Below are 25,041 nucleotides of genomic sequence, written 5' to 3'. Positions count from 1 at the left end.
AGGGACGGGGCCAGGGACGGGACCAGGGACGGGACCAGGGACGGCATCGCGGACGACACCGCTGTCATCGCCGCTGGAGGGGCTCACGGCGATCGTCACCGGGGCCGGGCGCGGGCTCGGCCGGGCCGAGGCGCTGGAACTGGCCCGGCTGGGCGCGGCGGTCGTCGTCAACGACTACGGGCAGTCCGGGCGCGACGGCTCCGGCGAGGCGTCGGCGGGCCCGGCCGAGGAGGTCGCGGCCGAGATCCGCGTGGGGGGCGGCAACGCCCTCGTCCACACGGGTGATGTCTCCGACTTCCGACAGGCCCGTGACCTGGTCGAATCGGCGATCACGGAGTTCGGCAGGCTCGACATCGTCGTCAACAACGCGGGCATCCTGCGCGACCGCATGGTCTTCTCGATGGCGGAGGGGGAGTGGGACTCGGTGATCCGGGTCCACCTCAAGGGCCACTTCAACACCACCCGCTTCGCCGCCGCGCACTGGCGGGAGCGGTCCAAGGCGGCGGGCGCCCCGGTGTACGGGCGGATCGTGAACACCTCCTCGGAGGCGTTCCTCGCCGGATCGGCGGGACAGCCCAACTACGCCGCGGCGAAGGGCGGGATCGTCGGCCTGACGACGTCCAGCGCGCTGGCGCTCGCCAAGTACGGCGTGACGGTCAACGCGATCTGCCCGCGTGCCCGGACCCGGATGACCGAGGACGTCTTCGCCGGGCTCGAACAGCCCGCCGAGGGTCTCGACCCGCTCGCGCCCGAGCATGTCGCCCCGCTCGTCGGGTACTTGGCGTCACCGGCCGCCGCACGCGTCAACGGGCAGCTGCTCGTGGTGCACGGCGGGATGATCGCGGTGGTCGAACGGCCCCGGGTGCGGGCGAAGTTCGACAGCAAGGGGGACACGTTCGGCTTCGAGGAGCTGGACACCGTCCTGGGCGCCCACTTCGCGGACCGGCCGGCGGGGGAGACGTTCGCGGCGGCGGAGGTGCTGGGCCTGAAGAGGGAACAGCCGTGAAGCGCTCAGCGGCTTAGGGCGTGATGTGCGAAGGGGCTCCGCCGTCCGGGTATGGACGGCGGAGCCCCTTCGGCGTACTGTCAGGCAGCCGCCTCGGCCTTGTCCTCGGCCGGCTTGCGGTGCCGCCCGCTGGGGGCCGCGTTGGCGTCCTGAGCCGAGGTCTGGCCCCGGTGCCGGCCGTGGCCGGCAGCCTCCTGGGCGTCGGCGGACAGCGGCTGCGTCGTGCTTGCGTCGCTCATCTGGTGAGTTCACCCCGTCAACATGATCTTTCTTACAGCCGGGCGATTTTATCCGGCGGACCACGGGGCTGATCCAGGCGGCCACGCCAACCGCAGCTAGTTCGTTACAAGACGGCTCAGAGGAGCCTGCTGCAACGGCACGGGGCGAGGCGTGGCGGGCTCCGGAGCCGTCGCTTCCGGGACGTCCGGTGCGGCCCGTGCGTCCGGCTCCGGTTCCACGGGGGTGACGGGCGGGATCAGCCGGGCCACCGCGCAGGGTTCGTCGTGGGTGGCGTACGGCAGTCTCAGCACGCCGTCCGGTGTCCACAGGCCGCTGCCCGCCAGCCAGCCCTCGGGGGCGGCGAGCTGATGGAGGCGCCGCTCGGCGGGGCGCCAGGTGCCCACCCAGGTGCCGAAGGAGCCGTCGATGCGCAGCGCCACCGCGCAGCGCTCCGGGAGCAGCACCTGGCCGGGCTGGACGGCGAACGGCGTGAGCGCGCAGTCGGGCAGCCGCAGGGACTCAGGGAACCGCACCGGCAGGGTGCTGCCGAGGACGCCCCAGCCGAGCCGGGGGGCGCCGGGGGAGGGGGCGTCCGAGCGGATCAGCAGCAGGCCGCTGTCCGGGTCGGCGAGCAGCAGCCGGTCGTCGCTGTCGGCGGCGATCTGGAGCAGCGGGGAGACCTCGCCGAGCTCCAGGTCCACCACGACCGTCTTGGTCCGGCCGCCGAGCTCCCGGTCCAGGGCGAGCATGCGGCCCGTACGGTCCAGCCAGATGCCGCCCGAGCAGCGGCCCGGGACCACGGCGAGCCGCTCGGGGCCGAAGGCACCGCCGGCCACCAGCCACACGGTGCTGGTGCGCTCGCCCACGGCGAGGGCGTAGGCGCGCCCGCCGCAGGGGGCCGGGGGGAGCAGCCGCAGCCGGGCGCGCGCGTCCGGGCACTCCACGGCGCCCAGGGGGAGCTCGCCGGTGCCGGGACCGGTCGGGTAGAGGAGGGAGAAGGTGTGCCGGTCCTGGACGTACCGGCGGATCAGCACCCGGCCGTCGGCCAGTGGCTGCACCTCCGTGCCGGGCTCCTCCGGCTGGTGGACCGGCAGCGGAACCGCGTAGGGCTCGGGGCCGTCCAGGGTCCAGCGCTCCGGGAACCACGCGTCGGGGTGGGGTCCGCGGGCGAGACGGGCGGCGTAGGCGCCGTCCGCGGTGATCACACAGGGGGCCGTGGGGACGGGCGGGACGGGGTCCTCGTCGCCGCCCTCCGCGGTGGGTTCGATGGCACAGGCCGTCATGGGTCGGTCACCTCCGCCGAAGAAGCTAGTTTTCGCACGCGCGGCCGGGGGAGCCGGAGGCGGGGGGCTTCCCTCGTACGAGTGGTGCAGAAGCGATTCATCAGAGGCGGATGGGGTGGCTGTGCTGCTCCCGGCGAGGTGCGGGGATTGACGCGGCGGGGGCGGGGCGGCGATGCGGCGGCCGACGTGGCGGCGATGTGACGGCGGGCGGCGGCGATGTGAGGGCGGGCGTGGGGGCGGGCGTGGTGGCGTGTGTGGCGGTGGGCGGGCAGTGCGTGTGGCGGTGGGTCGGGTGGCGATGCGGGGGCGGGCGGCAGCGATGTGGGGGCGGGCGTGGCAGTGCGTGCGGCAGCGGGCGTGGCAGCACACATGGCGGCGCCAGCAGTGCCCGCGGCGGCGTGTGCGGTGGTGGCGACGGCGGCGTGTGCGGTGGTGGCCACGGCGGCGTGTGCGGTGGTGGCCCGGCCGCCTCGGTCCGTGGGTGTCATGTGCACACACTCCCGCCCGTCCCAGGTCCGCAGAGCGGCCAGGTAGCCTTTTCCCCGTGCCCCGTCTGTCTGAAGTCATCGCCGCGCTGGAGAACCTGTGGCCCGCCGAGCGGGCCGAGTCCTGGGACGCGGTCGGCACCGTCGTGGGGGAGCCGGATCAGGACGTCTCCCGGGTGCTGTTCGCCGTCGATCCCGTCCAGGACGTCGTCGACGAGGCGGTGAAGCTCGGTGCCGGCCTGCTCGTCACCCACCACCCCCTCTATCTGCGCGGGACGACGACCGTCGCGGCCTCCACCTTCAAGGGCCGGGTCGTGCACACCCTCATCAAGAACGACATCGCCCTGCACGTCGCCCACACCAACGCCGACACCGCCGACCCCGGCGTGAGCGACGCCCTCGCGGGCGCGCTCGACCTGCGGGTCGTACGGCCCCTCGTGCCCGACGCGAGCGACCCCCAGGGCCGGCGCGGCCTCGGCCGGATCTGCGCGCTCGACCACCCGGTCACCGTCCGCGAGTTCGCCGCCCGCGCCGCCGAGCGGCTGCCCGCCACCGCGCAGGGCATCCGGGTGGCCGGCGACCCCGAGGCGCTCGTCCGCACGGTCGCCGTCAGCGGCGGCTCCGGGGACAGCCTGTTCGACCACGTCCGGGCCGCCGGCGTCGACGCCTTCCTCACCGCGGACCTCCGCCACCACCCCGCCTCGGAGGCCCGCTCCCACAGTCCTCTCGCGCTGCTCGACGCGGCGCACTGGGCCACCGAATGGCCCTGGTGCGAGCTGGCCGCAGCCCAGCTCGACGAGATCTCCGACCGCAACGGATGGGGCCTCAGGGTCCACGTCTCGCGCACGGTCACCGACCCCTGGACCGCCCACGCGGCGTCCACCACCTCTAGCGCAATGGGAGCCCCCAACTGAACGCCGCGCCCGCCGACCAGATCCGCCTCCTCGACGTCCAGGCCCTCGACGTCCGCCTCCAGCAGCTCGCCCACAAGCGGAGGTCGCTGCCCGAGCACGCCGAGATCGAGTCGCTCACCAAGGACCTGGCACAACTGCGCGACCTGCTCGTGGCCGCGCAGACCGAGGAGAGCGACACCGCCCGCGAGCAGACCAAGGCCGAGCAGGACGTGGACCAGGTGCGCCAGCGCGCCACCCGCGACCAGCAGCGCCTGGACTCCGGCGCGGTCACCTCCCCCAAGGACCTGGAGAACCTCCAGAAGGAGATCGTCTCCCTCGCCAAGCGCCAGGGCGACCTCGAGGACGTCGTCCTGGAGGTCATGGAGCGCCGTGAGTCCGCGCAGGACCGGGTCGCCGAGCTGACCGAGCGGGTCGGCGCCTTCCAGGGCAAGATCGACGACGCGACCGCCCGCCGTGACGCCGCCTGCGCGGAGATCGACGGCGAGGCCGCCTCGGTCACCAAGGAGCGCGCGGTCGTCGCCGGGTCCGTCCCCGCCGACCTGCTCAAGCTGTACGACAAGCTGCGCGAGCAGCAGGGCGGCATCGGCGCGGCCAAGCTGTACGCCCGCACCTGCCAGGGCTGCCGCCAGGAGCTCGCCATCACCGAGCTGAGCGAGATCCGCAAGGCCGCGCCCGACACCGTCGTACGGTGCGAGAACTGCCGTCGGATCCTCGTGCGCACGTCCGAGTCCGGGCTGTAAGGGGGCCGCGGCGTGCGGGCGTTCATCGTCGAGGCGGACGGCGGGTCGCGGGGCAACCCCGGGCCCGCGGGGTACGGCAGTGTCGTGATCGACGCGGCGACCGGGGAGACCCTCGTCGAGCGTGCCGAGTTCATCGGGGTCGCCACGAACAACGTGGCGGAGTACCGGGGGCTGCTGGCCGGTCTGCGCGCCGTCCTCGATCTCGACCCGTCGGCGACGGTGCGCGTGCGGATGGACTCCAAGCTCGTCGTCGAGCAGATGTCGGGCCGCTGGAAGATCAAGCACCCGGACATGAAGCCGCTGGCCATGGAGGCCGCCCGGCTGCTCCCGCCCGCACAGGTCACCTACGAGTGGATCCCGCGCGAGCGGAACAAGCACGCCGACCGGCTCGCCAACGAGGCGATGGACGCGGGCCGGCGCGGTGAGCAGTGGGACCCGGAGACGTCCCGGGCCGCCCTGGCCACGTCGGCGGCCGCCCGGACCGCGGCGACCGCGCCGGAGCCCGCCGGCCCGCCCGGAGACGCGACGGCGGGCGCGGCGAGGGCCCGCGAGGCGCTGGCCCAGGCACGTACGTCGTCCTCGACGGCGGCCGATGTGACGGACGCTGATGGCGCGGGCGCCGATGTGACGGGTGCTGATGTGACGGACGTCGATGTGACGGGCGCTGATGGCGCGGACGTCGATGTGACGGACGCTGATATGACGGACGCTGATATGACAGAGGCCGATGCGACAGAGGCCGATGCGACGGAGGCCGGGATGAGCAGCTCGAAGGGCGCTGAGGCCGACGGCTCTGCCGGTGCCGCCGACACCGACCCCACCGCCGTCCCGAAGGCCGCCGCCGATCTGCGGGCGGCCCGGACGGTCGCCACCCCCACCGGCAGGCCCCCCGCCGCCAAACCCTCCGTCGGCTGGGGTTCCGCCCCCGACCTGGGTGCCCCCGCCACCTTCGTCCTGCTCCGGCACGGCGAGACCCCCCTCACCCCCCAGAAGCGGTTCTCCGGCCGCGGCGGCACCGACCCCTCCCTCTCGGACGTCGGCCGGGAGCAGGCGGAGCGGGTCGCGGCGGCGCTCGCCCGGCGCGGCACGATCCAGCACATCCTCGCCTCCCCGCTGGCCCGCACCCGCCAGACCGCCGGTGCCGTCGCCGACCGCCTCGGTCTGGAGGTGACGATCGAGGAAGGCCTGATCGAGACGGACTTCGGCGCCTGGGAGGGCCTCACCTTCGGCGAGGTCCAGGAGCGCCACCCCGAGGACCTGACCCGCTGGCTAGGCGACCCGGAGGCCGAACCGACCGGCGGCGGTGAGAGCTTCGCGGCCACCGCGGCCCGGGTCGCCGCCACCCGCGACAAGCTGGTCGCGGCGTACGCGGGCCGTACGGTCCTGCTGGTCACCCATGTGACCCCGATCAAGACGTTCGTCCGGCTCGCGCTCGGCGCCCCGCCCGAGTCCCTGTTCCGCATGGAGCTGTCGGCGGCCTCGCTGTCGGCGGTGGCGTACTACGCCGACGGGAACGCCAGCGTCCGCCTCTTCAACGACACGTCCCACCTGCGTCCCTGAGCCTGGAGGCGGCGCGCGCCAGGCCCTCGATCCGGGCCCAGTCCCGCGCCGCCACCGCGTCCGCCGGAAGCATCCAGGTGCCGCCCACGCACGCCACGTTCGGCAGCGCCAGATACTCCGCCGCGTTGTCCGGGCCGACCCCGCCCGTCGGACAGAACCGGGCCTGGGGGAGCGGCCCGGCCAGCGACCGCAGATACGCCGTACCCCCCGCCGCCTGCGCCGGGAAGAACTTCATCTCCCGCACCCCGCGCTCCAGCAGCGCCACCACCTCGGACGTGGTCGACACCCCCGGCAGACACGGCAGCCCGGACGCCCGCATCGCGCTCAGCAGGCCGTCCGTCCAGCCCGGGCTCACCAGGAACCGCGCCCCCGCCGCCGCGCACGCCGTCACCTGCTCCGGCGCGATCACGGTCCCGGCCCCGACCACGGCCTCCGGGACCGCCCCGGAGATCTCCCGGATCGCGTCGAGCGCGACCGGCGTCCGCAGCGTCACCTCGATCGCGGTCAGCCCGCCCGCCACCAGCGCCCGCGCCAGCGGCACGGCGTCGGACACGTCGTCGAGGACCACGACGGGCACGACCGGCGCCAGATCCATTACCCGGGCAGCCGAAGAATCCATTACCCGGGCAGCCGAAGAGGAGGGCGGCGATGAGGTCATGCGCCTCATCCTGCCCCTGGGATGCAGCCTGCGCAAAGGTCATTGCACATGCTGCAACACCACCATGTCCGGGTTCAGTGCACCTCGTCCACCAGCACGTCCAGCGCCCAAGGGGTGCCCGCTCGCGCCGGCTCCCCGACCTCCACCACGTACCCGAGCCCGCGCAGCGCCTCCACCAGCTCCGCCGGGCCCTTCGGCGCGATCCCGGTCGCCAGCAGGCTCCGTACGATCCGCCCCTTCGTCGCCTTGTTGAAGTGGCTGACGACCTTCCGGGTCGGCGCGTGCAGCACCCGTACGGTCGCGGTCCGCCCGGCGACCTCGCCCTTCGGCTTCCACGCCGCCCCGTACGCCGCCGACCTCAGGTCGAGCACCAGCCCGTCCCCGGCCGCCTCGGGCAGCACATCCGCCATCGGCGCACGCCAGTGCGTACCCAGCGCGCCGAGCCCCGGCAGCCTCACCCCCATCGAGCAGCGGTACGACGGGATCCGGTCCGTCACCCGGACGGCGCCCCACAGCCCGGAGAACACCAGCAGCGACCGCGCCGCGCGCCTCTTCGCGGCCGTGTCCAGCGAGGCCAGGTCCAGGGCGTCGTACAGGACGCCCGTGTAGATCTCCCCGGCGGGCCGGGCGCCCGCGGTGTGCAGTTCCGCGTTCTTGGCGACCTCGCCGCGCAGTCCCTCGCTGAGCCCCAGTACCTCGCGCGCCTTCTCCTCGTCGCTCGCGCACAGCTCGGCCAGCTCACCGAGCACGGCCGCACGGGCGGCGGTCAGCCCCGGCAGCGCCAGCGACTCCAGCTTCAACGGCGCGCCACGACCGGACGAGGCCTTCCCCTCGGAGGGCGGCAGCAGGACAAGCAAGGTGTCTCCTTCTGTAGAGCTCTGCGACAGCGTACGGCGTGCCACCGGGCCGCCCTCGCCCTACGCTCGCCGTATGCCCCGCCGCCACATCCGCGTGACCGGTGCCCCCGAAGCCGCCCTGCGGGAGGCCCTCGACCGGCTGCGCACCGAGCTCGGGGCGCCGCTCGCCTTCCCGCTCGGCGTCCTGACGGAGGCGGAACGCGCGGCCAGGGCCCCGGCCCTGCCGCCGCACGACGCCACCGACATCCCGTTCCTCACCATCGACCCGCCCGGCGCCACCGACCTGGACCAGGCGCTGCACCTGTCCCGCCAGGGCACCGGCTACCGCGTCCGGTACGCCATCGCCGACGTCGCCGCCTTCGTCGTACCCGGCGGACCGGTGGACGAGGAGGCCCACCGCCGCGTCACCACGCTCTACTTCCCCGACGGGAAGCTCCCGCTGCACCCGGCCGTCCTCAGCGAGGGCGCCGCCAGCCTGCTGCCCGGCCGGGACCGGCCCGCCGCCCTGTGGACCGTCGACCTCGACGCGGACGGCCGTACCCTCGCCGTCGACCTGCGCCGCGCCCTCGTCCGCAGCCGCACCCGGCTCGACTACACGGAAGCCCAGCGGCGGATCGACGACGGAACGGCGGAGGAGCCGCTGAGCCTGCTCGCCGAGGTGGGACGCCTACGGGAGACCCTGGAGGCGGAGCGCGGCGGCATCTCCCTCAACGCCCCCGAACAGGAGATCGTCGACCGCGACCGCGACCGCGACCGCGACCGCGACCACGGCTATGAGCTGACCTACCGCGCCCCGCTCCCCGCCGAGGGCTGGAACGCCCAGCTCTCCCTCCTCACCGGCATGGCGGCCGCCGACCTGATGCTGGCCTCGGGCACCGGCATCCTGCGCACCCTGCCCCCGGCCCCCGACGGCGCCGTCGGCCGGCTGCGCCGCACCGCGCACGCCCTGCGCATCGACTGGCCGCACCACGTGTCCTACGCCGCCCTCGTCCGCTCCCTCGACCCGCACCGCCCCGCCCACGCGGCCTTCCTCCAGGAGTGCACGACCCTGCTGAGGGGCGCCGGCTATACCGTCTTCCGTGACGGGAGGCTGCCGGACATCACCACCCACTCCGCCGTCGCCGCCCCCTACGCCCACTGCACGGCCCCCCTCCGCCGCCTCGCCGACCGCTACGCCACCGAGCTCTGCCTCGCCGCCGTCGCGGGCGAGCCCCCGCCCGAAGGGGTCCTCGCCGCGCTGGACGCCCTGCCGAAGGAGATGACCGAGGGCGGCCGCCGCGCCAACGCCGTCGAGCGGGCCTGCGTCGACCTGGTCGAGGCGGCGCTGCTGAAGGACAGAGTGGGGGAGGTGTTCGAGGGCTGCGTGGTCGACGTGGACGACCACCGCCCGACCACCGGCACGGTCCAGCTGGAGTCCCCGGCGGTCGTCGGCCGCGTCGACGGCGACCCGCTCCCCCTGGGCGAACGCCTCCGCGTCCGCCTCACCGCGGCCGATCCGGCACACCGGACGGTGCGTTTCGCTCTCGCGTGAGGGCGTGTACGACGGCTTGTTCGACGGCTTGTACGAGACGGTCGGCGTCGTCGGCGTGCAGCCGCACGAGGGTGAGGTCCCGGCGGCGGCCGAGGAGGGTGACGTGGGGTACGGGCTCGGCCAGCTCCAGGGTGAGGGACGTCTGTGACCCGACCGCGAGGTTCAGCTCACCGTCGGCCCGCTCATGGGTGTGGGCGCGCTCACGCCGTACCGCCGCGATCCGCTCCAGCGGGATCCGCAGATCGACGTGACCGGCGTACCGTACGCGCAGCTCACGGCCGTACAGGACATGCGGCCGCACCGCCATCGCGGCGTACAGCCCGACCACGAACAGGAGGGTGTACAGGTCGAGGACCAGCACCACCCGGTGCGCGGTCGGCCGGTCCCGCAGCAGCACCGACATGGTGAACGTCTCGACGAGGCACACGAACCCGAACCCGGCCATCACCGCGCCCTGCCCCCGCGCATACCCGAACGCCCGCCCGTCCCCCACCCCGTGCAGCCGCCGGCCACCCCACAGCACCAGACTGACGAGAAGCCGTATCTCATGCCCGACAAGTGCCCGGACCGCGGCCCTCACGCCTCCTCCGTGAGGATCCGCAGGGTACGGCGGACGGCTTCCGCCTGGGCCGGGGCGAAGTCCGCGTACAGGGCCCGCAGGAAGGAATGCTCATGGTCGATGGCGGCGCCGTCCGGGAGCAGCTCGCGCGGGGTGCACTCGGCGAGCCGCCGGGCGGCCGCCTCGACCCGGGGATCGTCGGGCTCGGCGTCGGCGAGGGCGTCCAACAGGGCGTACGCCTCGTCGATGCGGGCCACCGCCTCCGGTGACTCCAGGAGCGAGTCGAGGGCCGCGAGCAGCCGCTCCCGTTCGGCCGGGGGAGCGGCCGTCTCCATCAGGGCCAGCACCTCGCGGTCCAGGGCGGCCATGGGCGAGTCGGAGACCCGCCCCGCCGTCCGCGCGAACAGCGCGGCGAGCTCGGGCGACACCGGCCCCTCGGCAGGCAGCTGCTCCGTCTCCAGCAACACCCGCAGCCGGGCCCGCCGCTCCCGGATCGCGGCCTCCTGCCGCGCCAGATCCTGATCGAGCTCGGTGAGCACCTCGACGAGGTCTTTCCCGGCGACTTCGGCGAGACGCTTCCCGGCGCCCGCCCCCTCGTCCTCGGCGAGGACGTCCCTGATCTCCGCCAGCCCGAGCCCCAGCTCGGTCAGCCGCCGGATCCGCGCGAGCACGACGGCGTGCCGCAGCGTGTAGTCCCGATACCCGTTGGCCAGCCGCTCGGGCTCGGGCAGCAGCCCCAGATGGTGGTAGTGCCGCACGGCCCGCGTGGTGACGCCGACGGCCTCGGCGAGTTCTCCGATCCGCATGGGATTAGTAGAGACGTTGACGCTGCGGCAGGGTCAAGGGCGGACGCCTTCGCCCCGGACACCTCGGACACCTCGGACTTTCTCCGACCCGCCCCGTGTTGCACCCTTCGAGCGGACGAAGGGGTGCGGCAGGCATGGAACAGGCGCTGTGGACGAGAGCGAGGCTGGGCCGCTGCGGCCCGCCCCTGGACCTCCTGACCGCCCGCTTCGACAAGCACGTGTACGCCCCGCACGCCCATGACGAGTTCACGGTCGGCGTCTGCGTCGGCGGTTCGGAGATCATCGACTACCGGGGTAGCCACATCCGCACCGGCCCCGGCTCCATCGTCGTCCTCGCCCCCGGCGAGATGCACACCGGCGGCCCCGGCAACACCACCGACGGCTACGCCTACCGCGCCCTGTACGCCGGCCCGTCCCTCCTCACCGAGGGCACCCTCGGCGGCACCCCGCACTTCCGCGAGCCCCTGATAGACGACCCGGAACTGGCCGCGGCCTTCCGCGCCGCCCACACCACCCTCAGCACCTGCCCCGACCCCCTGGAGGCGGAATCCCGCCTCCCCTGGCTCCTGACGGCCCTGTCCCGCCGCCACTCGACGGCCAGACCGGCGCCGGACGCGGTCCCCGGCGCACACCGCATAGCACTCGCCGTACGCGACCGCCTGGCCGACGAACTCCTGGCACCCCCCTCCCTCGCCGACCTCGCCGAGGGCCTGGACCTGTCCCGCTACCAACTCCTCCGCGCCTTCCGTACGACGATGGGGGTACCGCCGTACGCCTGGCTGGCCCAGCACCGCGTGCACCGCGCCCGAGCCCTCCTGGACGCCGGCCTGCGCCCCGCCGAGGTGGCCCCTTTGGTCGGCTTCGCGGACCAGGCCCACCTGACCCGCTGGTTCCGCAGAGTCCTGGGCGTGACACCGGCGGCGTACCGCAACAGCGTTCAAGACGCGAGGTACTGAGACGGTTGATGGTGGGTGCATGACTGCACGCGGCTGGTTCCTGTTCTCCCTGATGGGAGTGGTCTGGGGCATCCCCTATCTGCTGATCAAGGTGGCGGTGGAGGACCTCTCCCCGTCGATGGTGGTGTTCACGCGATGCGCCCTGGGCGCACTGCTCCTCCTTCCCTTCGCGATCCGCCAGGGAGGCTTCGTGCGGACCGTCCGCACCCACTGGGTGTGGATGCTGGCCTTCGCCTGCATAGAGATCATCGGCCCCTGGTTCACCCTGACCGACGCCGAACGCCACCTGTCCAGCTCCACCGCCGGCCTGCTGATCGCGGGAGTCCCGATCGTGGGCGTGGTGGCGGCCCGCTTCCTGGGAGAGGGAGAGATCCTGGGCGCCCGCCGGATGACAGGCCTGGCGGTCGGCCTGGCGGGCGTAGGAGTCCTCACCATCCCCCACCTGACCGGCGGAGACGCGCGCTCCCTGGCCGAGGTACTGCTGACGGTGGTGGGCTACGCGACGGCCCCGCTGATAGCGGCCCGCCGCCTGAAGGACGTCCCGACCCTGCAACTGATCGCCCCCTGCCTGGCCCTCTCCGCGCTCGTCTACGCCCTCCCGGCGGCGCTGACGTGGCCTTCTGAGATGCCGTCCGCCCCCGTCCTCTCCTCCCTGGCGGCCCTGGGCGCGATCTGCACGGCGATCGCCTTCGTGGCCTTCCTGGAACTGATCAAGGAGATAGGCCCGACGCGCTCGACGGTGATCACGTACGTCAACCCGGCGGTGGCGGTGGCGGCCGGCGCCCTCTTCCTGGACGAGCCGTTGACGACAGGCGTCCTGCTGGCCTTCGCGCTGATCCTGGCGGGCTCGGTCCTGGCGACGGCGTCCGGTCCTAAGCGCGACCGTCGCCCGGTAACATGGTCGACACGGCAGACGAGCCGGGCGGACGGCCGCGTGGAGTCCCCCTAGGGGGCTTCCCGAGGAACGTCCGGGCTCCACAGGGCAAGGTGGTGGCTAACGGCCACCCGGGGTGACCCGCGGGACAGTGCCACAGAAAACAAACCGCCCGGTGCTTCGGCGCCGGGTAAGGGTGAAACGGTGGTGTAAGAGACCACCAGCGCTTGAGGTGACTCAGGCGGCTAGGTAAACCCCACCCGGAGCAAGGTCAAAAGGAAACACCCCGGTGTTTCTGCGCGGACGCTCGAGGGCTGCCCGCCCGAGTCCGCGGGTAGACCGCACGAGGCCGGTGGCAACACCGGCCCTAGATGGATGGCCGTCTCCCCGGCCGCCGCGAGGCGACCGGGCGACAGAACCCGGCGTACAGCCCGACTCGTCTGCCGCTACCTGCGGCTTTCCCTCTGATGTTGTCATTCCTTGGCGTAGCTGCCGTCGGCTGCCCACTTACCAGTCGCCCCAGGGCAGTGCCGACCCGATCCATCGGGCCGCCTGCGGAGGGGGCGCGGCGGTGTCCACGCCCACAACGTGGATGCTTCCGAGCATGCCTCCCGGCCCGCGCACCTGGAGGAGCCGGTGGGAATGCCCGCCCAGGTGAGGGTGGATCAGGACGGCACGCGGAGGGGCCTTCGAGGTGTAGCCGGCGCTGTAGGTCAGAAGCTGGTGGATGTCAGCGGCGCCGACGCCGTACCTGTCGTATCGCTTGTACTTGGCGTCCACCGGCAGCAGCGTGTGCTCGGCTGCGTGATGTCCTTGGAGGCTGAGCAGAACGTCCGGCCGGAAGGCCGACACAGCGCCCAGGTCGCCCTGGACGGTGATGCCTGTCGCTCCGCTGCTGGGGACGGCGCGTCCGCCGTGCGGCGCGACGGCCTCGGTGGCCAGGCGCCGGACGACGGCCTCCCACAGGGCGGGCATGGCCAGCAGGAGACCGTCCGCCCTGGTCCCCTCATCGGTGAGGAGATCGGTCACGCCTCCGCCGCGCAGCAGCAGGTGGGCCCACGTGTGCGCCGCGCGGTAGCGGGCGTTGAGACGGGTGTACCGGACGCGGTCCAAGGCGCGGAGGGCGGCGTTGGGGGTCGGCGCCTGCGGGAACGCGTCGGCAAGGGCGTGGAGATCGCGGACCAGGTCGGGATGTATAGCCAGGCCGCGGGCCTCTCGCAGAGCGGTGCCCAGGATGCGGTTGTCCCAGGTGTCCGTCTCGCGGGCGAAGAAGCGGACGTGCAGTTGATCGAGTTGCCCATAGCGGCGGGACACCTGGGCTGTGAGGTCGAGGCGCCCTCTCAGGACCGGTTCCAGACTCTGTCGGCTCACATAGTCCCGGCGCAGCCCTTCCCGTATCAGCTGCTCGCACTGTTCGAGCAGAGCGGCTGCCACAAGATCGGCATAGCCTTGCGGACCGGTGGCCCAGCGTCGGGCCGTCGCCGGGAGCGGTGTCGGTGCGCGGAGGGCGTAGGACAGCCAGCTCATGAGCTGTTCGCCGGGGATGGCGAACTTCGGTTCGACGACCAGCCGTACGTGGTCGAGCACCAGGATGCCGACGGTGGCGTCGGCTTTGATCCGCCACCCGGCCGGGACGCGGTCCAGACGGAGACAACCACGTGCCTGAAGAGCGTGGAGACGCTCGATGTCCCGGGCTGTGAGCTGCTGGATGTCGAGGAGGGCGGATCCGTACTCACCGAGCCGGACCTCGGTGGGGTCAGGCATCGGTGCCCGATGTTCCACTGGTGAACTCGTTCGCCAGCGTTGCGGGAAGATCTTGCGGTGACATCACCGCGGGACGCCCGGACTGCTCGTCGACGAGGCTCCCGAGGATGCGGTGCAGCAGGTCGGCACGGCCGAGGCAGTAGTCCTCGAGCAGCGGGATCACCTCATGGCGGAACGCGGCCGCCAGATCCTCCTCGGTGGCGATCGGCTCGCCGTTGCGGAGCAGGTAGGCGTGCCCTATCTGATGGTCGGCGTCGAGGTGTCGGGTGATACGGGTGTTGAGGGACTCGAAGAACTGCGCCAGGTCCAGTGGGCCGACCGTGCCGGACACGGCGTCCGGGTCGGGGCCGACCGGGAGGAAGGCGAAGCGGCGGCGTACGGCGGCGTCCAGATGGCTGATGCTGCGGTCGGCGGTGTTCATCGTGCCGATGATCCGGACGTTCGGCGGGACGTGGAAGGTGCGCTTGCTGACGGACAGGGCGAGGGGCAGACCGCGTTTGTCCAGTTCCAGCAAGGTGACCAACTCGCCGAAGATGCGTGGCAGATCGCCACGGTTGATCTCGTCGATGATCAGCAGGAACTCCTCCTCCGGGCGAGCGGAGGCCTGGGTGCACAGGGTGTGGAACACCCCGTCGGTGAGTGCCAGTGTCAGTCCGGGGCCCGTGGCACTCAGCGACGGCTTGAACCCCTCCACGAAGTCTTCGTACCCGTAGGACGGGTGGAAGGTCACCATGTGGATGCGGCCGTTCTGCAGCATCTCGGCCTGGGCCGCCGCCCGCCGGTCCGGCGTCGAGTCGAGCGCGTCCGCACGACCGGCGAGGGCGAGAGCGGCACCCAGCGCGAGCCGGGTCTTGCCCGTGCCGGGTGGCCCGTGCAGGATCACCTGCCCCTTCCGCTTCAGCGCTTCCAGTACGTCCGCGACATCCTCGGGCAGTGTGCCGAGGCCGTCGGCGTACGACTCGGCGGTGGGCTCGGGGCCCTGTTCGGCCAGGCCTGCGGCGAACTGTGCGAAAAGCGCCGGCTGCACCTTGGCGAACGTGGACCGCCAGCCGTGCTGGGGCTGCGGCAGTTTCCGGGCGCGGGAGACGTCCCAGGCCACCGGGACGACGTGCCGGTATTCGGTGTGGTCGGACTCGAAGTGGTAACTCCCGCTGACGGTACCGGTCGCCAGCACCTCGTCCACCCCGCGGTTGGCGACGATCCGGTCGCCCGCCTCCAGGTCCCGGAATGCCAGCAGTCGTCGGGCGAGCGTCAGGCTGCCGCCGCTGCTGCGCGGCCACTGGGCGTCGAGGGCCTGCTTCAGGTCGGTGTCGCTCTGGTACTGGCCGAGATCGCCGAGCTCGTCCCAGCCCACTCGGATCACACCGCCGTCACGGCACGCGTCCCACAGCCGTCCTCGTTCACCCGGCGCGATCTTCCAGATGCTCCGCTGCTGCGGACGCGGGTTGAACCGCTCGTACAGGAAGCGCATGACCTCCTGTCGGCTCCAACCGTCGAACTCCGGTCGTGAGCGGACAAGTTGCAGCAGTCGACGGTTGGTGTGCCAGGCCGGTGAGTCGCTCTGCGCGGTCCCGCCCAGGAGTGCGACGAACTTGCGTAGATGCTCTGCTGCGTAGATCGGCAGGAAATGTTCGGGGAAGTAGACAGCCAGGGACTTCGTGACCAACGTCGGGCCGAACCGCAGCACGTCCAGGTCGTCCACCACGTCGAAGTCCTCCGCGGCCACGGCCTCGAAGGCACGCACGAACTGCCCGCGCAGCTCCCTCCACGCGTCCTCCGGCTCCAACCCGCGCAGGGGAGCAGCCACCCGCCACTCGCCGGAGTTGTGGTGGTACATGATGTGCTTCGCCGCGCTGCCACCCTTGATGCTGCCGAGGTTCGGGGTGCCGAACTCCATCAACCGGCAGTACGTCGGCCCGCTGCCGGACGGCGCTCCCTGCCCCAGCGCGTAGCGCGAAAGCGGCAGTGTCGCCCACTCCTCCAAGGGGAACTGTGCGAGCACCTGCTTGCGTTCGTCCTCCGCGGCCGTCTCGGTCTCCGGCGTGCTGCTCCGGTCGAATGCCGCCGCTGCCGTCTGCAGGTCCATCGCGTCCGTCATGCGCGCAATGATGCCGGAACATCATGTCCCGGGCGCCGGCCCTGGGCAGTTCGAGGAGAGGGCCGGGCCATCGGCCAGCTCCTCCCCGGCTGCCACGGGACGGCCGTCAATCGGCCGAGTGCTTTGCCTGCGTGTGGTGACACAACTCAGTTTTCCGGACTGTGCCCCGGAATGTCAGTGCCGGTCCGTACGCTCGGCGGCATGGAGGGGAACCCGGGAAACTCACTACGCGGGGAGGACGCAGGCACCGAGGCATGGCAGCGGCTGAGTGCCTACGCCTACCTCAGCGCCCCCGAGCGTCTGGAGTACGTCGCCGTGATGCGGGTGTTCTGCGGCACGCTGCTCGCTGATCTGGCGGTGCCCGATGTGCACGCCAAGCTGGCCCGCGCTGATGGCCCTGGGGCGGACCTGGACGCCGAGACGCTCACCGCCCGGCTCGAGCGACTGGTGCACTGGGGCGTTCTGCTGCGCAGCACGCACACCGTCCGGGCGACGAGCATCGCCGAGTACCAACGCTCGCGGTCCCGCTACCAGTTGTCCAAGCTGGGGGAGCGGGTCCAGCGGGACGCCGACGAGGTACTGGCCGGGGCGGACGCCGCCCGGGAGGTGAGCAGCGAGCTGCTCGCCCTCGTCGAGCGCGGCCTGCGCGACATCGCCGCCATGGCGGCGGCGCCGGGCGGCGCGGACCCGCAGCATGCGCTGGAGCGGGTCAGCACGCTCTTCGTGCAGTTCGCCGAGTTCGCCGAGTCGGTGCGGGACTTCTACGCGTACCTGGGTCAGGTCCTGGCCCGCTACGACCTCGACGGAGCGGAGTACCAGGGGTTCAAGGAGCTGCTTCTCGACTACGTGGAGGCCATCACCGAGGACATCTCCTTCCGCGCACCCCGTATCGCCGCGCACCTGGACGCCGTATGGCCGCACCTGCCCGCGCTGCTGGCCCGCGTCGACGCGCACACGGCAGGCATCGGGGCGCTCGCCGACGGGCTGCCCGAGACCCGGGTACAGCGCAGTCGCGGCCGTGGTCTCGCCGACTGGGAAGGACTGCGCGACTGGTTCACCGACACCGGTGGACACGAACACGGCAGTCAGGTCGACCAACTGCGCGACGCCACCCTGCGCGCCCTGCAGTCGCTGCTGGCCAACGCCAAGCGCATGCTGCGGTCGGCCTCCGGGGAGATGTCCCACCGCAAGGACCTGTTACGGCTGGCCGCATGGTTCGACTCGGCCGAGCCGGAGGAGGCCCATGACCTCGCCGTCGCCGCCTTCGGGCTCTACGGGGCCCGGCACCTGGGAGTGGCGCCGGATCCCGACCAGTCCGTGCCGGCGTACGTGAGCTGGTGGACCGGGCCGGTGGTGGAGGTTCCCGTGGCACTGCGCGAGCGCGGCAGCCGGGCGCCACGCGGACGGGCCGCCGCGGTCGAGGACCATGCCGAGCAGAAGCGCCGCCTCATGGAACAGGCGCGACAACAGGCAGAGGCCCGGCAGGCGGCCGCCGACGAACTGCGCAGCGCGTCCGGGAGGTTCGAGCAGGTACGACTCGGGGCGCCGGCCATGCGACTGCTGCTGGAGCTGCTGACCACAGCCCTCGGAAACGCCCAACTGCGCACGGAGGCCGGTGACTTCCTGCTCGACGGCGCGCAGGCGAGCGACACGGACCTCGGTATCCGGCTGCTCGCATGGCGGACCCCCGGCCGGCACACGCTCCTGCGGTCCGTGGACGGCGACCTGACGGCGGACTCCCTCACCCTGTCCGTCGAGAGCACGTCGACCACGTCGAGCACGTCGAGCACGTCCTTGACGAACGTCGGGGAGGCGAGCGCCTGATGGTCCTGCCCTCCGCCCATGATGTCGCTCTCGCGGCCGAACGCCGCGCCGCCGCACGACTGCTGCTCGCCCACCCCCTGGTGACCAGCACCGGACCGCACAGCGACACCTTTCCGTTGATCCGCCGCCACGCCGACTGGCTCGCGCAGCGCTTTCAGCAGGTTTTCGGCTACCGCCTGCTGGTGGAGGCGACGTACGCCCGCCTGTTCAAGGCTGGCCTCGGCCCGGGCTCGGGTCGTCGGCTGGAACGGCCCTCCACCGGCACGCCGTTCACACCGCGGACCTACGCATATCTGGCTCTCGCCCTGTCGGTCCTCGTCACCGCCCCGGAGCAGCTCCTGCTCTCCCAGCTCGTGGCCGACCTGCGGGCCGCGGCGGTCGACGCCGGAATCGAGATCGACGACACAGGCCGGCAGGCGGAACGCCGCACACTCGCGGCGGCGCTGCGCCAACTCGTCGACTGGGGTGTTCTGGTCGAGACCGAGGGCCAGGTCTCTGCCGTCGCCGAGGAGGGCGGTGGCCAGGCGCTGCTGACCGTGGACCGCGAGATCGCGCGGGCGGTCGTCGCCGGCCCGCTCGCCCAGAGCCGCGACGGCGCCGACCTCGTACGCCGGGCCGCCGACCCCGGTTTCGGAGGGCCGCGCACGTACGTCCGCAGGCGCCTGGTCGAGACCCCCGTCGTCCACCTCGACGACCTCACGACCGCCGAGCGCGAATGGCTGCGCACCCGGCAGCGCCGCGAGGCACAGGCGTTCTCCGAACTGCTCGGCCTGGAGGCGGAGATCAGGGCCGAGGGCATCGCCCTGGTCGACCCGGAAGGCGAGCTCACCGACCTGCACCTGCCCGGCACCGGGACGGTGGCTCAAGCCGCGCTGCTCCTGGTGGAGCGGCTGGTCGCCCGACTGCGCCCCGAGCATCCCGGGCATCCCGCGGTCGGCGGCCGACTCGTCATCGGCGTACCCGTCCCGCAGGATCTGCTGTCCGACCTGCTGGACGAGCTGATCGAGGAGTACGGCAGGCGGAGCAACTGGCAGCGCGGCCACCTGGACGACCGGGCCGGATTCCTCGCCGCCGTCCTCGACTTCCTCGGCCGGATGCGCCTGATGGCACCCGCCGGACCCGTGCGCGCGGACGGCCACGGTCTGCCCGAGGGGTACGAGGAGACGGCAGCCGACGGCCGTTCCGTCACGGATGTCGCGGGCGCACGCGGGCAGGACCGTACGAACGGCTGTGCGAGCGGCTATACGGACGGCGCCTGGATCCTGCTCGCCGCGGCCGCCCGCTACGCCACCACCGTGGCCGTCAAGTCCCGTACAGACCACTCCCGTACCGACCAGTCCCCAGACGTCACCCAGGAGCCGCTCCGGTGAACCGCCCGCCGTCCCCGCACCGCTACCGACTCCACCGCGCCGGCATCCGCAACGTCTGGCAGTACGACGAGCAGGAATTCGCCTTCGGCGACGGCCGGCTGCTGCTGCGCGGCAAGAACGGCGCCGGCAAGTCCAAGGCCCTGGAGATGCTGCTGCCGTATCTGCTCGACGGCGACGCCCGCGCCCTGGACGCCACGGGAACCGGGCGCACCACCCTGGTCTGGCTGATGCTCGACGGTTTCGGGCAGACCAACCGGCTGGGCTATCTGTGGGTGGAGTTCGCACGCACCGACGAGGAGGGCGCCCACCAGTACCTCACCCTTGGCACGGCGATTCGCGCGTCCCAGTCGACCAGGACGGCCAAGCCCTTCTTCTTCGTCACCCCGCTCCGGGTCGGCGAGGATCTGCAGCTCGCCCCCGCCGGCCAGCCGCTTCCCGTCGACCAGCTCAAGGCCCTCGTCGGCCCGGAGAACGTGTCGGACCGCGCCGTGGAACACCGGGCCCGGGTGGCCCGTGAACTGTTCGGCCTGACCGACCCGGCCCGCTACCGCAACCTCACGCACCTCCTCCACCGGCTGCGCCGCCCCACGATCGGCGACCGCATCGACTCGGGCGGCCTGGTCTCCGTCCTCGCCGAGACCCTGCCCGCCCTCGACGACGAGATCGTGGAGAAAGTCGCCCGCAACCTCGACGACCTCGACGCCGTACGGGCCGACCTCGGACGCCTGGAACGGACGGACCAGGCGCTGCGCACCTTCCTCACCACCTACCGCGGCTATCTGCACGGTGCGCTTCGCCGCCGCGCGGACCGGTCGGGCGGTGAACTGGAACGGCTCGCGCAGTACCGCAGGTCCGCCGGGGACGCCGCGAGGACCACGGAGACGCTCCGGGAGCGCGAGGCGGAACTCGGCGCCCGTATCGAAGTCCTGGAGGATGAGCAGGCCGCGGCGGAGACGGACCTGGCCGCGCTGCACGCCAGCAGCGCATACCGAGGCCTTACGGAACTCGGGGAGAAGCGCGCCACGGTCTCCGCTCTGCACAGCGCGGCCGCCACCGCGTTCAAGTCCGCGCGCCAGGCACACATCAACCAGGAGGAGGCCGGGCGGCGACTCACCGCCGAGGCCGGTCGCCTCGGCGGTGAACTGGTGGAACTGAGCACCGCACACGGCGAACTGACGCAGGAGGCCGAGCGGTCCGGGCTCGACGCCATGCATCTGGGGGAGCCCGTGGCGAGCGTCGCCGCACCGGTGGCGCCCGCCTCGACAGCCGAACTGACCGCTCCGGAGGGCGACTTCCACCTCGTACGGCATGAGCGGGTGCTGGCGCTGGACACCGAGGCGTGCGCGAGCGCGCTGCAGGCGTGGGACGCCCGGCTCGACACCGCGCAGCCCGTGATCAGAAACCGCTCCCGGTCGGTGGCCGAACTGAGCGCACTCATCGGGAGTTCCGACCGGGCCACACGTGAGGCACAGGAGGCCGACGCCACCCGTGAACGACTGGAGGAACAGGCGGACCAGGCGCGCTCCCGGGCCGGGCGGCGCCGACAGGAAGCGGCGCACGAGTCGCAGTCGTACGCCGACTCGGTCCGCGCCTGGACCGACCGGCTGCGCGAGCTCACCGGGCTGCCGCTGGACATCGTGGACGCCCTGGTCACGCGTGATCCCGCGGACGGCGCGCTCCCCGCCCGCACCCCCGACGACGTGGCCGAAGCGGCCCGGTCAGCCGTCGACCCATGGCTCGCGGAGCTGAACGAGCAACGCGACGCCCTGGCCGTCGGGGTCCGCGAATCGCACACCGAACGAGACCGGCTCCGACGCGAGCGCGAGGACTGGGAACGCCGCACCGACCCCGAACCCCGGCCCTCGCCCCACCGCGCGGCTGCCCGTACGCCCGGCACCGGGGCGCCGCTGTACCGCCTGGTGGACTTCGCCGACGACCTGGGGCCCGAGGCGCGGGCCGGGCTGGAAGCCGCGCTGGAGGCGAGTGGCCTGCTCGATGCCTGGGTCCGGGCCGACGGCACGGTCCTGGATCCGGCCACGTGCGACACCCTGCTGGTTCCGGGAGTCCCCGTGGCCGGGGCGACGCTCGCGGGGTTGCTCCGCCCGGTCCCGGCGCCGGACACCGGGGTGCGCGTCGAGCAGGTCCAGCGGGTGCTGGAGGCGGTGGCCGTCATCACGGACAGCGGTCACCCGGCCGGTATGGCAGAAAGAGCGAACACGACAGCGGCGCCGGATCCAGATGCTCGGTCCACAGCCGCCACACCGCACACCGCCCTCGGTACCGACGGCTCCTGGAAGCTCGGCATCGCACATGGCCGGCACGGGAAGCAGGCCGCCGAGTACGTCGGCGCGGAGGTGCGGGCGGAGACCCGGCGCCGGATGCTGGCCGACCTGGACCGTCGGCTGGCCGCTGTGCGGGACGAGGCGGCACGGAGAGAGCACAGCCTGCGCGTTCTGACCCAGCACCGGGACCAGGCGGCCGACGTACTTCGTCGCCCGCCCCCGGCACGCGGGCTGACCGACGCGTGGGCCCGTACGGCCGAGGCCGAGCGCGCCGCCGAGGCACTCGCGGGTCAGGCTGCCTCGGCAGCCCGCGAGGCGGAGGAGGCGCGTACCCGTGCCGTCGCCGCCAGACGGGAGACCGAGGCGACGGCGAGTGCCCACGGTCTCCCGGCGGAGGGGGCCGCACTCGACGCGGTGCGCCTGGCCCTGAAGGGGCTGAGCCAGGGGACGGAGCAGTTGCGGAGACGTATCCGCGCCGTCGTCGCGACGGCCGACAGCCACGGCGGCCACCGTACGGACTACGAGCGCGCCGTGGTGGCACGGCGGGACGCCGAGTCCGACTACGGCGTGGCGCTCGGCCGTCTGGAGGACGCCCGCCGTACCGTCCGAACCCTTGAGGAGGCGCTCGGCGCCGGCGAACAGGAGATCCTCGCCCGTGAGGCCGAGGCGAAGCGTCGCCTGGACGCCGTGGGACGCCAACTTCCCCGCCTGCGGCAGGACATGACCGACGCACACGACCAGCGGGTCCGTGCGGAGGAGGACGAGAAGGGCCGGCGTGCGGCGCTGGCCACCCAGGAGGGCGAGGCACTGGCCTGCGGCAGGGGACTGCGTACGGCCCTGTCGCTGCCCGGCGTGGCGCAGGCGGCGGCCCTCGACGCCGGCGAGGACGATCGCGAGGGACGGGCCCTGAAGTCCCCGGACCCGGTCCACGGCGACGCCCGGGAGCGCATCCAGGCACTGCGCGAGCTGGTCGACGCCGTACGCCGTCGTCTGGACGCCGAACGCCACGACACCTCCGACACCACGCTCCTCAAGCGTCACACCGAGCTGCGTGACCAGCTGTCCGGCGGCTACGACGCGACGATCCAGGAACACGACGGAATCAAGCTTTGCCGACTCGTCGACGACCACGGCCCGCACGACATCGCCCTCGTCGGCGGGCGCATCGCGGCCCAGGCGGCGGAGGCACGGGACCGGCTGACGGAACGCGAACGGGAGGTCTTCCAGCGTTTCCTGACCGGTGAACTGGGCGACCACCTCTCCGCCCAGGTCCTGGCCGCGGGCGCCCTGGTAGCCGCCCTCAACACCACTCTCTCCACGGTCCGCACGTCGCACGGCCTGGGTGTCACCCTCGACTGGAAGCTGGCGGACGGTGTGGAAGCGGACGTCAAGGCTGCCGTCGACCTCCTGCGCAGCCCCTCCGGCCTGCGTACCCGTGAGCAGTCCGAACAGCTCCGCGACCTGCTCCAGCGCCGCATCGAGGACGCCCGGCGCGCCGATCCGAGCGGGGGCTACGCCTCCCACCTGCGCACCGCTCTCGACTACCGCGACTGGTTCACCTTCACGCCCTGGGTGGTGAACGACGCCGCCCCGGGGAGCCGCCGCAAACTGACCGGCCGCACGGGCATGAGCCAGGGCGAGCAGCGCGTCCTCTCCTACCTCGTGCTCTTCGCAGCGTCGGCCGCCCACTTCACGAGCCTCGCCGAGTCGGCGCCGCACGCCCCGCGCCTGATCCTGCTGGACGACGCCTTCGCCAAGGTCGACGAGCCCACCCACGCCCGCCTCGGCCGCATCCTGGTCGACCTGGACCTCGACTTCGTCCTCACCAGCGAACGGCTGGTAGGCAACTGGCCCGACGTACCGTCCCTGCACATCTACGAGTGCCTGCGCGACCCGCATGTGCGGGGCGTGGCGACGCTGCACTACACGTGGAACGGGCGACAGCGGAGGCTGATGTCGGTATGAGGGAGGCCGGGGCGGCGGGCGACCCGCCCTTCGACGCACAGGCACTGGCGTTCCTGTCCAGGCCGGGCCTGAGCCGCCTGTGGGCGGCGGCCCGCACCCGCCTCGAACGAGGAGGCCTCCAGCCGACCGGCACGATCAGACTCCAGCACCTCGACCCGCAGGAACGCGAAGCCCTGTCCCTCCTCCTGGCCAAGCCGGTCACCGGCCCCACCGCTTCCATCCGCCTGCCCGACCTGGACGCCCGCCTGCGCGCCAGCGCGGCCGGCCGGGGCCTGGCCGCGACGCTGACGGCACTGGGCCCGCCCCTGACCGACCGCCGAGCGGTCCGCGACGCCGCGGCAGCCGAACGCGACCACCTGTGGTCCATGGCGGAAACGGCCTTGGCCGCGACGCCACTGGTCGACCAGCCCTGGGCCCATGCGTGGCTGACGGAGATACGACGGACAGGCACCGTCACCCGTCAGTCACCCACCATCGCGCTCACCACGCTCACCCAGGCCATCCAGACCCTCGCGACCCTCTACCCCGGCACTGAGCCCGCCGTGACCTGGGGTCGAGGCGAACTCGCCACCCGCGTCACCGGCTCGGCACACGGCCTGGACGACGGCACCCTGCTGTCCCGCCTGGTCCAGCGCGGCATCGCCCTCGCCCAGGGCGTCGACATCCCGACCGACGCACCGGCCCGCCGCGCCCTGTGGCGCCAGGCCTCCGTCACCCCGGACGAGGTCTCCAGCACGGTCCTGACCTACGGTCTGCGCCCGCGAGGAGCCACCTGGCAGGAGACCGCCCTGCGCGAACGGGCGGACCACCACCTGGAGACCCACCTGACCCTGCGCGAACTGCGCACCCTGCGCCTCGAACTGCCCTCACGCACCCGCGTCCACATCTGTGAGAACCCACGCGTGGTCGAGGCCGCGGCGGACGCCGGCTGTACGGCTTTGCTGATCTGCACCTCGGGCAGCGCGACCACAGTCGTCCTCACCCTGCTCGACGCGCTGGCCGCCGCCGACTGCGCCTTCGCCTACCACGGTGACTTCGACTGGCCGGGCCTCACCCTCGCCAACCGGGTCATGGGGCGGTACGGGGCGGAGCCATGGCGTATGGGCGCGGCGGACTATGAGTACCTGGTGACGCGCGCCGAGCTACGGGGCACGCCGCCGCTGCCGCTCGTCGGGACGCCGGTTGAGGCGACATGGGATGCGGAACTGGGCCCGACGATGAAGGCGTTGGGGGGCGCGCTGCACGAGGAGGCAGTTGTGGATCTGCTGCTGGAGGACCTTCGGTGAGAGA

Annotated in this window: 18 protein-coding genes, 1 other RNA gene and 1 pseudogene; 12 read left to right on the top strand and 8 right to left on the bottom strand. The window is 72.8% G+C overall.

The annotated features are described in order from the left end of the window. Positions 1–61 precede the first annotated feature (61 nt). Positions 62–1,006, top strand: coding sequence for a 3-oxoacyl-ACP reductase (locus ABZ490_RS32975; RefSeq protein WP_358998382.1), 945 nt, complete (start codon positions 62–64; stop codon positions 1,004–1,006). An 80-nt stretch (positions 1,007–1,086) separates the two neighbouring features. Here the strand turns inward: ABZ490_RS32975 and ABZ490_RS32970 are convergent, their stop codons facing one another. Beyond that, positions 1,087–1,245: a hypothetical protein gene (locus ABZ490_RS32970; RefSeq protein ID WP_358998305.1), complete on the bottom strand. Its 159-nt coding sequence runs from the start codon at positions 1,243–1,245 to the stop codon at positions 1,087–1,089. 96 nt (positions 1,246–1,341) lie between these two features. After that, positions 1,342–2,508 (bottom strand): hypothetical protein, encoded by a 1,167-nt coding sequence (locus tag ABZ490_RS32965; RefSeq protein WP_358998302.1) that lies wholly within the window; start codon positions 2,506–2,508, stop codon positions 1,342–1,344. A 544-nt stretch (positions 2,509–3,052) separates the two neighbouring features. On the opposite strand from ABZ490_RS32965, the gene ABZ490_RS32960 reads away from it, so the two are divergent. The 3 genes from ABZ490_RS32960 to ABZ490_RS32950 are packed head-to-tail and all read left to right on the top strand — an operon-like array spanning position 3,053 to position 6,207. Continuing rightward, positions 3,053–3,907 (top strand): Nif3-like dinuclear metal center hexameric protein, encoded by an 855-nt coding sequence (locus ABZ490_RS32960; protein WP_358998298.1) that lies wholly within the window; start codon positions 3,053–3,055, stop codon positions 3,905–3,907. Next, positions 3,904–4,647, top strand: a complete 744-nt coding sequence (locus ABZ490_RS32955; RefSeq protein WP_358998379.1) for a C4-type zinc ribbon domain-containing protein — start codon at positions 3,904–3,906, stop codon at positions 4,645–4,647. The genes ABZ490_RS32960 and ABZ490_RS32955 overlap by 4 nt, the downstream gene beginning before the upstream one ends. Positions 4,648–4,659: 12 nt before the next feature. Further along, a complete protein-coding gene (locus tag ABZ490_RS32950) occupies positions 4,660–6,207 on the top strand; it encodes a bifunctional RNase H/acid phosphatase (protein ID WP_358998295.1) in 1,548 nt (515 codons plus the stop codon). On the opposite strand, the gene eda is transcribed toward ABZ490_RS32950, so the two are convergent. Next, entirely contained in the window at positions 6,179–6,826 is a 648-nt protein-coding gene (gene eda / locus ABZ490_RS32945; RefSeq protein ID WP_358998292.1) for a bifunctional 4-hydroxy-2-oxoglutarate aldolase/2-dehydro-3-deoxy-phosphogluconate aldolase, read from the bottom strand. The two genes, ABZ490_RS32950 and eda, sit on opposite strands and share 29 nt — an antisense overlap. Positions 6,827–6,939: 113 nt before the next feature. Next, the gene (gene yaaA, locus ABZ490_RS32940) at positions 6,940–7,722 is read right to left on the bottom strand and encodes a peroxide stress protein YaaA (RefSeq protein WP_358998289.1); all 783 of its coding nucleotides are present in this window, start codon (positions 7,720–7,722) and stop codon (positions 6,940–6,942) included. Positions 7,723–7,795: 73 nt separating this feature from the next. Between yaaA and ABZ490_RS32935 the strand changes: the two genes are divergently transcribed. After that, on the top strand, positions 7,796–9,253 hold the full coding sequence (locus ABZ490_RS32935; protein ID WP_358998286.1) for an RNB domain-containing ribonuclease: 1,458 nt from the start codon (positions 7,796–7,798) through the stop codon (positions 9,251–9,253). Here ABZ490_RS32935 and ABZ490_RS32930 read toward each other — a convergent pair. Both ABZ490_RS32930 and ABZ490_RS32925 read right to left on the bottom strand, forming a co-directional pair. After that, a complete protein-coding gene (locus ABZ490_RS32930) occupies positions 9,204–9,833 on the bottom strand; it encodes a hypothetical protein (protein WP_358998283.1) in 630 nt (209 codons plus the stop codon). The two genes, ABZ490_RS32935 and ABZ490_RS32930, sit on opposite strands and share 50 nt — an antisense overlap. Beyond that, a complete protein-coding gene (locus tag ABZ490_RS32925; RefSeq protein ID WP_358998280.1) occupies positions 9,830–10,618 on the bottom strand; it encodes a MerR family transcriptional regulator in 789 nt (262 codons plus the stop codon). The genes ABZ490_RS32930 and ABZ490_RS32925 overlap by 4 nt, the downstream gene beginning before the upstream one ends. 134 nt (positions 10,619–10,752) lie before the next feature. On the opposite strand from ABZ490_RS32925, the gene ABZ490_RS32920 reads away from it, so the two are divergent. The 3 genes and pseudogenes from ABZ490_RS32920 to rnpB all read left to right on the top strand — a co-directional run bounded on the left by ABZ490_RS32920 (position 10,753) and on the right by rnpB (position 12,891). Then, on the top strand, positions 10,753–11,574 hold the full coding sequence (locus ABZ490_RS32920; RefSeq protein ID WP_358998277.1) for an AraC family transcriptional regulator: 822 nt from the start codon (positions 10,753–10,755) through the stop codon (positions 11,572–11,574). Positions 11,575–11,593: 19 nt separating this feature from the next. After that, positions 11,594–12,373: pseudogene (locus ABZ490_RS32915) on the top strand (DMT family transporter); the annotation flags it as partial. Positions 12,374–12,488: 115 nt separating this feature from the next. Beyond that, positions 12,489–12,891: RNase P RNA component class A (gene rnpB / locus ABZ490_RS32910), an RNA gene on the top strand. Positions 12,892–12,955: 64 nt separating this feature from the next. Here the strand turns inward: rnpB and ABZ490_RS32905 are convergent. Together ABZ490_RS32905 and ABZ490_RS32900 are read right to left on the bottom strand one after the other, a co-directional pair. Next, positions 12,956–14,212, bottom strand: coding sequence for a PE-PGRS family protein (locus ABZ490_RS32905; protein WP_358998274.1), 1,257 nt, complete (start codon positions 14,210–14,212; stop codon positions 12,956–12,958). Continuing rightward, positions 14,205–16,310: an AAA family ATPase gene (locus ABZ490_RS32900; RefSeq protein ID WP_358998271.1), complete on the bottom strand. Its 2,106-nt coding sequence runs from the start codon at positions 16,308–16,310 to the stop codon at positions 14,205–14,207. The genes ABZ490_RS32905 and ABZ490_RS32900 overlap by 8 nt, the downstream gene beginning before the upstream one ends. Before the next feature lie 201 nt (positions 16,311–16,511). Between ABZ490_RS32900 and ABZ490_RS32895 the strand changes: the two genes are divergently transcribed. The 4 genes from ABZ490_RS32895 to ABZ490_RS32880 are packed head-to-tail and all read left to right on the top strand — an operon-like array spanning position 16,512 to position 25,037. Next, positions 16,512–18,134, top strand: coding sequence for a TIGR02677 family protein (locus ABZ490_RS32895; RefSeq protein WP_358998270.1), 1,623 nt, complete (start codon positions 16,512–16,514; stop codon positions 18,132–18,134). Further along, positions 18,134–19,504, top strand: a complete 1,371-nt coding sequence (locus ABZ490_RS32890) for a TIGR02678 family protein (protein WP_358998267.1) — start codon at positions 18,134–18,136, stop codon at positions 19,502–19,504. Before ABZ490_RS32895 ends, ABZ490_RS32890 begins: the two co-directional genes overlap by 1 nt. Continuing rightward, positions 19,501–23,751 (top strand): TIGR02680 family protein, encoded by a 4,251-nt coding sequence (locus ABZ490_RS32885; RefSeq protein WP_358998264.1) that lies wholly within the window; start codon positions 19,501–19,503, stop codon positions 23,749–23,751. Before ABZ490_RS32890 ends, ABZ490_RS32885 begins: the two co-directional genes overlap by 4 nt. Continuing rightward, a complete protein-coding gene (locus tag ABZ490_RS32880) occupies positions 23,748–25,037 on the top strand; it encodes a TIGR02679 family protein (protein ID WP_358998261.1) in 1,290 nt (429 codons plus the stop codon). The genes ABZ490_RS32885 and ABZ490_RS32880 overlap by 4 nt, the downstream gene beginning before the upstream one ends. Positions 25,038–25,041: the final 4 nt, after the last annotated feature.

It is taken from the genome of Streptomyces sp. NPDC005811, assembly GCF_040630405.1.
Taxonomy (GTDB): domain Bacteria; phylum Actinomycetota; class Actinomycetes; order Streptomycetales; family Streptomycetaceae; genus Streptomyces.
Note: the sequence above shows the minus strand (reverse complement) of the source record. Positions and strands in the feature narration are given on the sequence as shown.